The organism is Massilia putida (assembly GCF_001941825.1).
Lineage (GTDB): Bacteria > Pseudomonadota > Gammaproteobacteria > Burkholderiales > Burkholderiaceae_D > Telluria > Telluria putida.
This window is the reverse complement of sequence record NZ_CP019038.1, coordinates 172,233-184,058: the sequence shown is the minus strand read 5'-3', so window position 1 is coordinate 184,058 and position 11,826 is coordinate 172,233. Positions and strand designations below refer to the sequence as shown.

Genomic DNA, 11,826 nt, shown 5'->3' with positions numbered 1-11,826 from the left:
CGCTCATCCCGCCTGGGCCGCGATCCGCGCCGCGCTCTCCGGATCCGTCTGGCGGATCGCCTCCACGAACACGTCCAGCGACGACCCGCACGCGAACACGAGCACGTCCCCGCGCCGGCACAGCGACAGGCCCAGGCGGATCGCCGCGCCGACGTCCGGTTCGCGGTGCAAGGTATCCGTCTTGCCCACGACATCCTCGGCGCCCCGCAGGATCAGGTCGACGGCGCCGCCATAGGTGCGCCCGCGGCTGGACGATTCGTACACGACCAGTTCGTCGAAGCGTCCGGCGCAAACGCGGCCGACGTCGAGCAGGTCGGCATCGCGGCGGTCGCCGGGCGCCGTCACGATGCCCACCAGCTGGCCGGGCAGCAGCGCGCGCGCCATCTCCGCCAGCGCGGCATAGGCCGCCGGGTTGTGGGCATAGTCGACGATGACCGTCACCCCGCGCACGTCGAACACGTTCGTGCGCAGCGGGTTCGTCTTGCCGTCGCTGACGAACGTCGACAGTCCCGTCGCGATCTGCAGATTGGACAACCCCGCCGCCATCAGGCCGGCCGTCGCGGCGAGACCGTTGGCGATGTTGTAGCGCGCGCGCCCGCCGAACGCGATCGGCATCGCTTCCACCCGCAGCAATTCCTGGTGATAGGTGGCGTCGGCCACGACGATCGAATTGTCCTGGAAGTAGACTGCGCGGCCGCCCTCCTCCAGGTGGCGCAACAGGACCGGGTTGTCGGCCTCCATCGCGAAGTAGACGATTTCCACGTCCGGGTGCACCCGGCGCGCCATCGCCACGCACAGCGGGTCTTCCGCGTTCAGCACGACGGCGCGTGTGGCCGCCAGCGGCACGACGGCTTTCACCTGCGCGAGGTCTTCGATGGTGTCGACGCCGTCCAGGCCCAGATGGTCCGGCGAAACGTTCAGCACCATGCCGATATCGCAGCGGTCGAACGCGAGGCCGCGCTTGAGGATGCCGCCGCGCGCCGTCTCCAGCACCGCGAACTCGACGTCCGGCGACGACAGCACGGTCCGCGCCGACCAGTAGCCCGTGCAATCGCCCTTCGTGACTTCCTTGCCGCCGATGGTGACGCCGTGCGTCGACGTCACGCCCGTGACGCGGCCCGTCAGCCGCACCGTGTGCGCCATCAGCAAGGTGGTGGTCGTCTTGCCGTTCGTGCCCGTGCACGCGATCACCGGGATGCGGCCGTCGGAATCGCCCATCAGGCTCGTCACGATGGCGTCGCCCGCGTCGCGTGGCGCACCGCTGCCGGGATGCAGGTGCATGCCGATGCCGGGTGACGCGTCGACGCCGATGACGGCGCCGCCCTGGTCGGCCAGCGGGACGGCGATGTCGCGGCAGACGATGTCGATGCCTGCGACGTCCAGGCCGATCTTTGCGGCCGCGCGCACGCACAGGCGGCGCGTGGATTCCGGCAGCAGGTCGGTCACGTCTTCGGCCGCGGCGTCGCCGCCGGCATCCGCGGGCCGGCGCAGCGACGCCGCCGCCACCTTGCCGCCCGCGACCAGCACGCGGTAGTCAAGGCCGTCGATGTCGCCCTTCGGCACGGGCACGCCCGCCTCGCTCAGGAGCTGCCTGGTCAGCTGCTTGTCGCCGGCGATGCGCACGGCGATGGTGCCGGTGTCGCCCGTGATCGTGTCCTGGATGCGCTTCTGCTTCACGCCCCACCCCAATTGGAACAGGTTGGCGTCTTCCGCGATGCGCATGACGGGAATGCCCCGCTCCTGCGCGGCCGCCAGCACCGCGGCCGTGCTAGTGCCGATGGCGTAGTGCTCCGCCAGGCCGCGCAGCTCGGCAAGGCGCGGCGCCAGGTCGAACGGGCGGCCATGCGCCAGGGCGTCGACGATGTCCACCGCCAGAGAGAATGCCGGCTGCGCCACCTTTTCCAGCTGGTAGGCGCAGACGATGCGGAACTGGCCCGGCTTGCCCGTCACGGGGCGCGTGCGCCCGAACGCCGCCGGCGCACCCGCGAGGCATTGCAGGCCCAGGGTCACGTGCTCGATCACGCGGGCGAGATACGTACCCTCGCGCAGGCGCTGGGCGAAGCCGCCCGGCTGGCCGGTGGGCACGAGATAGTCGGCCAGCGATGGCAACAGCGCCAGCAGCGCGTCGTTGAATTGCGGGAGGTCGCGGGTGGAGACGCCGTACAAATCGTCCAGGTCGAGCACGGACAACAGGCATGGGGTGGCGGCATGGATGTTCGGTCCACGCAGGAAGCGTTGTTCGAGTATCTGCACAGGATATCCTTGTTTCTAAGTCGTCGCGGCGTGCGGAATGCTGCGCGCCGCTGGGGTACCGCTTACGCGTCGAGCAGCCGCGAATACATCCGCGTGGCCATCAGGCCGATGGCCGTATGATGCACGGATGGCGACATCAGGCGCGCCAGCATGGCCATCGCCTCCGGCTTGCCGGCGGCATTGGCCACGCGTTCTTCCAGCTGGTGCAGTTCCGTGTCGCCGCTGCTGCCTGCGGTACGGCGCCGGATCAGGCCCCGCTCCGGATAGCCGCTGCGCTGCGCATGCTGCGTGAGGCTGTCGAGGGCGCGCTGGCGGGCGCGGTGGCTCAGCACGCGGCCGGTGCGCGCGCCAGCAGACGCGTCGCGCGGCGTGACGATCCAGTCGCGCAGCACCTGCTGCTCATAGCTGGAAAACACGCCGAACATCTCGGCGCGCTCGCCCTGGATCAGGCGCCAGAAGCGGCTGTGTTCCACCTCCGCGCCGCGCTGGATCCAGCCGGCGTCTTCCAGCGCGGTCAGGAATGCCGGGATCTGTTGCGGGTCCGCAAGCCAGTCGTTGACGGAGCGGCCGGCCACGCGGCAGTAGTCCGAGTGCATGTTCTTGCCCACCGTCGCCTTGGCGCCAAGGATCTCCACCAGCTCCGCTTCCAGGTCGAACGCGCCGATGACGGATGTCGTGCATGCGCCCAGGTCGTTCAGGCGGTAGCCGTCCAGCACGCGCCGGAAGAACGCGGCCGGGTCGCCCGACTGCGCCATCAGGTTGCGCAGCGCCTGCACGGCCTTGTGCGCATGGCCGCTGCCGGCGTTGTCCACCGTGACGTGCAGGGTGAAGTAATACGGATCGATGCCCAGTTCATTCAACTCGTACGACGTGATCAACAGGTGCAGCGGCAACTGTTCGTAGCCGAGGTTGTAGCCGACCAGCTCGGGCAGGAAGTCGTCCGCGTGGTGCGCGAGCGCCAGCTGGATCGCGCCCTGGACGAAGTGGTCCTCGGGCAGCGTCTCCCAATGCTCGCAGCCGTGCGCCGCGAGCAGGCGGCGGTACAGCGTGACGTGGTTCTTGTCCGGCACGCCGTCGCCCAGCTCTTCGAGATAGGTCTTGATCAGCGGGTGGAAGTCGGGATTGTCCCAGCGCGACAAGGTGCCGTACAGCCAGGCGCCGTCGACGAGCTTCGTGGGGGCGACGCCCTTGAGGAAGTAGAGCGCGTGCGACTTGCTCGTGAAATAGCGGCGCGCGGCGCCGTTCTTGCGGGCCGCGAGGTATTCGCGGTACGCGATGCCGACGGTCTCGGCGCGGCCCTGGATCCAGCCCTGCAGCTGCCAGACGGCGTCCGGCAATTCGCAGGGTTCCGCGCGCGCCAGCGCGATCTGCGCTGCCAGATACGCCCGCGCCGCCTCGCGGCATCCGGATGGGTTGTCCAGCAGGGAAAAATACAGCGCTTTGGCGGCCGGCACCTGGGCGGGACGGGCGTCGCGCGCGGTGGCGCGTTCCTGGTTGTCGGCGACAAGAGTGGAAGTCATAACAGAATCTTTTGGTAAATGTTTTACCAAGATTATGCGGACCCGGCGCTGATGGCGTAATCGGTACGCTTCCCTCCAGAATGTCGGACGAGGATTACAAAAATTGTATCGTTTCGCCAAAGAAAAGCGGCGCCGCAGCGCCGCCTGGAAGCGCGGACGGCACGGGCCGTCCGATGGCGATTACGACTGGGCCGCGACGTTCAGCAGGGAACGGGCCCGGGCATAGCCGAAGTAGACCAGCAGGCCCAGCACCAGCCAGATGCCGAAGGCCATCCACGTGATCGCGGACAGGAACGACATCAGCGCCAGGCAGAACACGACGGCGATGCCCGGCACGATGGGCACGCCCGGGCAGCGGAACGCGCGCTTGAGGTCCGGGCGCTTCTTGCGCAGCACGATGACCGCGACGGACACCAGGCAGAACGCGGCCAGCGTGCCGATGTTGACCAGCTCGGCCAGCACGTTCAGCGGCACGAACGCGGCGATCAGGCCGAACATGATGCCGACCATCCAGGTCGCGAAGAACGGCGTGCCGAACTTCGGGTGGACGGTCGACAGCTTGGCCGGCAGCAGGCCGTCGCGCGACATCGCGTAGATGATGCGGGTCTGGCCATAGGCCATCACCAGGATCACGGTGGTCATGCCGAGGATGGCGCCCAGGTCGATCCAGCCGGCGAACCAGTTTTCGCCCGCGTGCTGCAGGGCCAGGGAAACCGGGTGGTCGATACCCTTGAACATCTGGAACGGCACGATGCCGGTCATGATGGCGGCCACGATGACGTACAGGATCGTGCAGATGGTCAGCGAGCCGATGATGCCGATGGGAAGGTCGCGTTCCGGACGCTTGACTTCCTCGGCGGCCGACGTGACGGCATCGAAACCGATGAAGGCAAAGAACACGACGGCGGCGGCGCTCATGATGCCGGTACCGCCGAACGGTGCGAACGGATGCCAGTTGGCCGGGCTCACGTGCTTGACGCCGACGGCGATGAACAGCAGCACGACGACCATCTTGATGACGACCATGACGTTGTTGACGCGGGCGGATTCACGCACGCCCCACGACAGCATCGCGGTCAGCACGAGCATGATGCACAGCGCGGGCAGGTTGATGAGGGTGTGCACGCCCGGCAGTGCGCCCGGCGCGGCGGTGAGCGCTTCGGGAATCGTGATGCCGAAGCCGCTCAGAAGCGACTGGAAATAGCCGGACCAGCCGACGGCCACCGCCGACGTCGCCAGACCGTATTCGAGCAGCAGGTCCCAGCCGATCATCCAGGCGACGAGCTCGCCCAGCACGACATAGCTGTAGGTGTAGATCGAACCGGCGATCGGCACGGTGGACGCGAATTCCGCATAACACATGGCCGCGAAGCCGCAGGCGATGGCGGCGACGATGAACGACACCGTCAGCGCGGGACCGGCCGTCAAGGCGCCGGTACCGGTCAGCACGAAAATACCGGTGCCGACGATCGCCCCGATGCCCATGAGGATGAGGTCGGTTGGCCCCAGCACTTTCTTCAGCCCGCCCGGGGTACGGGAGGCTGCGACCATGTTGTCGAGATTCTTGGTTCTGAAAAGACTCACTGCTTTCTCCAATCGATAGTAGATAGATCCCGGTCCCTGATTGTTGTGCGGGCGGCGGGCAGGCGGTTGGCCTGCACATGCATACGCTTGAGGCGGTCTCCTCTTGGGCTCGGACTGCGAAGCTGCCTGACATGCAAAAACAATGCCGGTCAGTCGCTTAGCGGCGTGACATTATCTCCATTCTGTTATCCAGAATCAAAGGAAATACTCAATATTTCCATGCATGGGGCATGGGAATCCGCAAAAACCCTAACGCAGCGTGCAGATCACGAGTTCCGGATCGGCATTCAGCCGCAATGGAATACCGGAACACCCGACGCCGCGGCTGACGATCAGTGGGCCGTTGTCCGGCAAATCGTAGCGGCCGTAGGTGTATTCGCGGGAACACGGGCCGCTGGGACGGAACAACGGTGCACCATCCGTGCGCGCGATCTGCCCGCCGTGGGTATGGCCGGCGAACCCGATGTCGAAGCGCTGGCGCTCGAGGCGGAACAGGCCGTCGGGGGAATGCATCAGGTAGATGCGCACGGTGCCGGCGCCGGCGAACGTGGCGCCGGCGGATGGTTTTCCCGTCCACGGGTCGTCGATGCCGCACACGCTGACCTGGCCGAACGGCGCCGGCAAGGCGACGTTGCGGTTCACGAGTACCGCCACGCCGGCCGCGCGCAAGGCATCCTCGACGACGTCGCGGCCGTTCCAGATGTCGTGGTTGCCCACGACCGCATACGTACCCAGCGGCGCCCGCGCGCCCTCGAGGAAGGTGCGCAGCGCGGCGACGTTGTGCGCGTCGAACGACACGTAGTCGCCGCCCAGCAGCAGCACGTCCGGGCATTCGGCGCGGATCGCCGCCAACAGATCGTCGAACAGGGCCGGGTGCGTCGTCGGCCCGGCGTGGAAATCGGACGCGAAACCGATGCGCAACGGCTGCGGCAGCCCCCGTTCGGGCCCCAGCTCGACATCCTGATAAGTCACGCGCACTCGGCCCAGCCCGCCGAGCCGATAGCTCATCCCGGCCAGCCGGCCCTTCAGGAGAACGGTGTTCAGGACGCGTTCGGTGGCATTCCGGATCGGACGTCGGTGCTTGTGCCTGGACATGCGGAAAAGGCGTGCGAAAATCGCACTGTACACGATTGCCACGCCCACTGTCGCCCCAGCCCACACACTGGTGCAATCGCTCAAGCCACGGTAACATTGTCTTTTCGACAGGAACCGCCATGCTGACACCCGACCAATTCTTCGCCTTCCTCGCCGCCGCCATCCTGCTCACCCTGTCGCCGGGGCCCGACAATATGATGGTCTTGAGCGTGGGTGTGTCGAAGGGCCGCGTGCGGGGCATCGCGTTCGGGCTCGGCTGCGCCTTTGGCTGCCTGAGCCACACGCTGCTGGCCGTCATCGGCGTCTCCGCCCTCATCGCGGCGTCGCCGCTGGCGTTCACGACGCTGAAGGTATGCGGCGGCCTGTACCTGGCCTGGATGGGCTGGCACGCGATCCGCAGCCGTGGCGGCGCCCGCATCGACACGGCTGGCGCCTCGGCAGATCCGGCCCGCACGCTGTTCGTCAAAGGCCTCGTGGCCAACGCGATCAATCCCAAGGTCGCCCTGTTCTTCCTGTCGTTCCTGCCGCAATTCGTCGTGGCGCAGCGCGGCGACGCCAACCTGCAGACGGCGCTGCTGGGCCTCACGTTCACGCTGCAAGCCGTCGTGCTGTTCGGCCTCCTCGGCTTCTTTTCCGGCGCCATCGGCCAGTGGCTGGCACGCCGTCCGAAGGCGGGGCAATGGCTCGACCGCGTCGCCGGCACCATCTTCATCGCGCTGGGGCTGCGGCTGATCGTCTCCCGCTGACCGCCGCCTCATGGGTGCATAGCCGCCTTCCGCTTCGACGTTCGGCGCATATCGAAAGGCGAATATCTTCGTTCACGCCGGGTCCCCCGTTTGCGATACTGGGCCGACTTAGCTGAAGGATATCGACCATGCATCTGGCACTGCACCCAGTCCCCGCATCGCCGGCGAGCCCCGCCCACGAGGCCCCTGCCGCCGGCCGCTACGACCCCATCGCCGCCGCCACCGATCTGGCCGCGCGGCTGCGCGCCACCGCCGTCGAGCGCGACCGCGCAGGCGGCCATGCGGCAAGCGAACGCGCATCCATCGGCGCCGCCGGCCTGCTGGCGCTGTCCGTGCCGCGCGAGTTCGGCGGCCAGGGCGCCGACTGGAAGACGATCGCCGACGTCGTGCGCATCGTCGCCCGGGCCGACGGCGCCCTCGCCCACCTGCTCGGGTTCCACCATCTGCAGGTCGCCACCGTGCGGCTGCTCGGCAGCGCGCGCCAGCAGCGCCGGCTGCTCACGGACACCGCCGAACGCCGCCTCTTCTGGGGCAATGCCGTCAATCCGCTCGACAAGCGCCTCGTCGCCACGCCCACGGCCGGCGGCTACATCCTCGCCGGCGCCAAGGGCTTCGCCTCGGGCGCCACCGGGTCCGACCGGGTCTGCGCCTGGGACCCGCTCGCGAGCGCCGCCCTCGTCGCCGTGCTGCCCACGAACCACCCGGGCATCGCCGTGCAGGCCGATTGGGACGCGTTCGGCCAGCGCCAGACGGACAGCGGCACCGTGACGTTCGCGAACGTGCACCTGGCCGAGGACGACGTGCTGCAACCGGCCGGCCGCGTCCCCACGCCGCGGGCGACGCTGCGATCGCAAGTGGCGCAACTGGTCATGACGAATGTATACCTCGGCCTGGCCGAAGGCGCGTTCGAGGCAGCGCGCGGCTATCTGCGCACCGACGCGCGGCCGTGGTTCGCGTCCAGCCTTGACGTCGCGGGCGCCACGGACGATCCGTACGTGCAGCACCGCTTCGGCCAGTTCCGGCTGCTCGTGCGCCCGGCGCAGGCGCTCGCGGACGCGGCGGCGGCCGAACTGGACGACGCCTTCGCCCGCGGCGCCCACCTCACGGTGCGCGAACGGGGCGAGGTCGCGCTGGCCGTCGCCGAGGCGAAGGTCCTGGCGCACAAGGCCGCCATCGAGATCGGCAGCCAGATGTTCGAGCTGACGGGCGCGCGCTCCACGGCCGCGCGCCACGGCTTCGACCGGTTCTGGCGCAACGCCCGCGTGCAGACCTTGCACGACCCGGTCGACTACACGCTGCGCGACATCGGCCGCCACGCCCTCGACGGCACGCTGCCGGAACCGACCGCCTATTCGTGAACGGGAGGTCTGCGATGGCAATCCCGTCCGCCGAACCGCCGCTGATCCGCATCGAGCGCGCGACGACATCCGTCGGCGGTCGCACGGTCCTGCGCGACGTCACGCTGCACGTGCGGCGCGGCGACGTCTTCGGCATCGCCGGGCGGAACGGCGCCGGCAAGTCGACCTTGCTCCGCACGATCAACCTGCTCGCGGCGCCCGACAGCGGCGCCGTCGTCGTCGCGGGGCGCGATCTCACGCGCCTGTCCCAACGCGACCTGCGCGCCGCGCGCCAGAACATCGGCATGGTCTTCCGGCATCCCAGCCTGCTGCAGAACCTGACCGTGTTCGACAACGTGGCGTTCCCCCTGCGCCTGCACGCCCTGCTGAACCCGCCGCGCCTGCGCCGGCGCGTGCTCGACTGCCTGGACCGGGTCGGCCTCGCGGCCGAGTTGGACGCGTATCCGGCGCGCCTGTCCGGCGGACAGCAGCAGCGCGTGGCGGTCGCGCGGGCGCTCGCGAGCGGGCCCGCGATCCTGCTGTGCGACGAACCCACGTCCGCGCTCGACCCGGAGGCGGCACGCGCGCTGTTCGATACGCTGCGCGGCGCGAACGCGGACCTGGGCGTCACGATCGTCATCGTCAGCCACGACCTGCCGGCGCTGGGCGCCCTGTGCAATCGCGCGGCCGTCATCGAGGACGGCACCGTGGCCGAGACGTTCGCCCCCGCCGACACGGCCGCGCCCCGCCTCACGGCGCTCGGCCGCGAACTGGCGTTCCACGGCAGCGAGGCCGGCGCGCCGTTCCATCCCGGCGTGCTCCATGCTTGAACGTCGCGTCGACGTGCTGCCCGAGCTGTTCGCGGCCCTCGGCCACTGCCTCGCCATGCCCGGCATCGGATTCGCCGTCGCCGTCGCGCTGGGCGGCCCGCTCGGGGTCCTGCTGTTCCTGTCGGGCGACGGCCGGCCGCCGGGCCGGACCGTCGACGCGATCCGCTCCGTCCCGTTCATCATCCTGCTCGTCGTCCTCGTGCCGCTCACGCGGCAGGCCGCCGGCGGTTCGATCGTGCCGCTAACCATCGCCGCCGTCCCGTTGTTCGCGCGCCTCGTCGAACAAGCCCTGCGCGCGGTGCCGCGCGGCGTGATCGAAGCGGCGCGAGCGATGGGGGCGTCGGACCTGCAGGTCGTCACCCGCGTACTGTTCGTCGAAGCCCGCGCCGGCCTCGTGCTGGCGCTTGCGATCGTCGCCATCATCTTTTTATCGCCCGGCACCTAGGGGACGTGATAAAAAATTTCCGCTACGAAATTTGATCAGCAGCCTGTTTTTTTGCTACATTGGCGGTTTTGCCGGCCGCGAATGCGCGATTCCACCCTGTTCAAGCACCTGACCTCGAGTTCGATCGTCGCCGCCTGTTGCGTGCTCGGTCTGCTGTACTTCGGGCGCGAGGTCCTCGAACCGCTCGCGCTGGCGGTCATCCTGAGCCTCGTCATCGCGCCGCTGATCCGCACCCTGCGCCGCATCGGCCTGGGCCAGGTGCCGTCCACGATGCTGTCGGTGCTGATGGTCGGCACGTGCGTCGTCGGCCTGGGCATCGTCCTCGCCTTCCAGCTCGTGGCCGTCACGGGCGACCTGCCGAAATACCGCGCCGCGATCCGCACCAAGGTCGCGGCCGTGCGCGAACTGACGGAACGGCCGTTCGCCCGCATCGAGGCCGAGATCAGCGCCGTGCAGCCGCAGTCGCAGCAAAGCGGCACCGTGAGCAGCCGGCGCGGCATCAACACGGTGACGGTCAGCCCCACGCAGCCGCTGCCCGTCGAGATCCGCCCGCCGCGCCTGACGACGCGCGACTCGCTCGCGCGCCTGTTCGCGATGGCGTGGGGGCCGCTGGGCGAGGCCGGCCTCGTGCTCGTGCTGCTGGTCTTCATCTCGCTCGAACACGAATCGCTGCGCGACCGCCTGATCCGCCTCGCCGGCCAAACCGAAATCAACCGCACGATCCGCACGCTCGGCGACGCGGCCCAGGGCGTGTCGCGCTTCTTCCTGTCGCAGTTCACCGTCAACCTGACGTTCGGCACCCTGATCGGCGTGCTGCTGTGGCTCGCCGGCGTGCCGCACGCGGGCCTGTGGGGCGCGCTGTCCGGCATGCTGCGCTTCGTGCCCTACCTGGGCGTGATGGCGGCCGGCGCCGTCATCGCCGTGTTCGTCGCGGCGATCGACCCCGGCTGGCAGCTGGCGCTGTCGTGCATCGCCCTGTTCGTCGCGCTCGAACTGTTCGTCGCCAACGTCGTCGAACCGAAAGTCTATGGCCACAGCTCGGGCCTGTCGCCGCTGGCCGTGATCATCTCGGCCGTGTTCTGGGGCGCGATGTGGGGCCCCGTCGGCCTGTTGCTGTCGACGCCGCTGACCCTGTGCTTCGTCGTCGCCGGCCGCCACGTGCGCGGGCTGGAACCGGTGACGATCCTGCTGGGCGACGCCCCGAACGTCTCCGGCGCCCAGCGCCTGTACCAGCGCCTGCTGACCGCCGACAGCGACACCATCGTGCGCGACGCCAACGCCTACCTGCGGCGCGCCAGCTTCGCGCGCTATTGCGACAAGGTGCTGCTGCCGGGCCTCGCGCTGGCCGGCGCCGACATGCGCGCGGGCCGCATCGACGCGGGCCAGATGGAAACCATGCGCGCCGCCATGGGCCGCGTGGCCGCCACGCTGAACCCGGAGGGCCGCACGCCCGCGCGCACGCGGCGCCGCCGCGACGTCTCCCTGCTCGACGCCAATCTGGGCGCCTATTTGCGCCAGATGCGCGAGACGCGCCAGGGCCGCTGGCAAGGCTCGCTCGACGTGCCGGCCCACTCGGTCGTGCTGTGCGCCGCCCTCGCGGTCGAACGCGACGAACTGCTCAGCGAACTGCTCGTCTCCGCCTTGCGCGACGCGAGCATCGACGCGCGCAGCGTGCTGCTGGGTTCGGCCGACCGTCCGGGACCGGAAAAGGCCGAGCTGATCTCGACGGTGATCCTGCCCTACCCCGTGGAAGACCGGCTGGGCGACTGGCTGAACGCGGTCACCGACATGCGGACCCATTTGCCGGACGCACTGCTGGCCACGGTCAAACTGCCGTTCGACCAGTCGACCGTGCCGCAGCCGATGGTCGAGGAGCATGTGGACATCGTGTTGCGCTCGTTCGAGGAGGCGCTGGCGTTCGTGGCGCCGGAGCGGGCGGCGCGGGGTTGATAGCTATCCGGTGTCTTGCTGGGCATGCGTTCATTATCTGCTGTACAATTTTTTAGTGGCAATTCG

Annotated in this window: 8 protein-coding genes and 1 pseudogene; 5 read left to right on the top strand and 4 right to left on the bottom strand. The window is 69.0% G+C overall.

The features are described from left to right. Positions 1-3: 3 nt before the first annotated feature. From BVG12_RS03220 to BVG12_RS03205, 4 genes are all read right to left on the bottom strand, one after another. Positions 4-2,253 carry a cyanophycin synthetase family protein gene (locus BVG12_RS03220; protein ID WP_075791160.1) on the bottom strand — a complete coding sequence of 750 codons (2,250 nt, stop codon included), beginning with the start codon at positions 2,251-2,253 and terminating at the stop codon, positions 4-6. Between the two features lie 62 nt (positions 2,254-2,315). After that, the gene (locus BVG12_RS03215) at positions 2,316-3,773 is read right to left on the bottom strand and encodes an iron-containing redox enzyme family protein (RefSeq protein WP_083684474.1); all 1,458 of its coding nucleotides are present in this window, start codon (positions 3,771-3,773) and stop codon (positions 2,316-2,318) included. 180 nt (positions 3,774-3,953) lie between these two features. Beyond that, positions 3,954-5,357, bottom strand: a complete 1,404-nt coding sequence (gene bcaP, locus BVG12_RS03210; protein ID WP_075791159.1) for a branched-chain amino acid transporter BcaP — start codon at positions 5,355-5,357, stop codon at positions 3,954-3,956. Between the two features lie 249 nt (positions 5,358-5,606). Continuing rightward, a complete protein-coding gene (locus BVG12_RS03205; RefSeq protein WP_229503788.1) occupies positions 5,607-6,452 on the bottom strand; it encodes a metallophosphoesterase in 846 nt (281 codons plus the stop codon). Positions 6,453-6,571: 119 nt separating this feature from the next. Between BVG12_RS03205 and BVG12_RS03200 the strand changes: the two genes are divergently transcribed. The 5 genes and pseudogenes from BVG12_RS03200 (at position 6,572) to BVG12_RS03180 (ending at position 11,760) form a co-directional block, all read left to right on the top strand. Beyond that, complete coding sequence (locus BVG12_RS03200) at positions 6,572-7,198, top strand: LysE family translocator (RefSeq protein ID WP_075791158.1); 627 nt, start codon at positions 6,572-6,574, stop codon at positions 7,196-7,198. A gap of 128 nt (positions 7,199-7,326) precedes the next feature. Then, on the top strand, positions 7,327-8,556 hold the full coding sequence (locus BVG12_RS03195; protein WP_075791157.1) for an acyl-CoA dehydrogenase family protein: 1,230 nt from the start codon (positions 7,327-7,329) through the stop codon (positions 8,554-8,556). Positions 8,557-8,570: 14 nt separating this feature from the next. Next, positions 8,571-9,365 carry a methionine ABC transporter ATP-binding protein gene (locus tag BVG12_RS03190; RefSeq protein WP_075791156.1) on the top strand — a complete coding sequence of 265 codons (795 nt, stop codon included), beginning with the start codon at positions 8,571-8,573 and terminating at the stop codon, positions 9,363-9,365. Next, positions 9,358-9,798, top strand: a pseudogene (locus BVG12_RS03185) (ABC transporter permease subunit); the annotation flags it as partial. The gene BVG12_RS03190 and the pseudogene BVG12_RS03185, both read left to right, overlap by 8 nt. A 93-nt stretch (positions 9,799-9,891) precedes the next feature. Further along, on the top strand, positions 9,892-11,760 hold the full coding sequence (locus tag BVG12_RS03180; RefSeq protein ID WP_075791154.1) for an AI-2E family transporter: 1,869 nt from the start codon (positions 9,892-9,894) through the stop codon (positions 11,758-11,760). Positions 11,761-11,826: the final 66 nt, after the last annotated feature.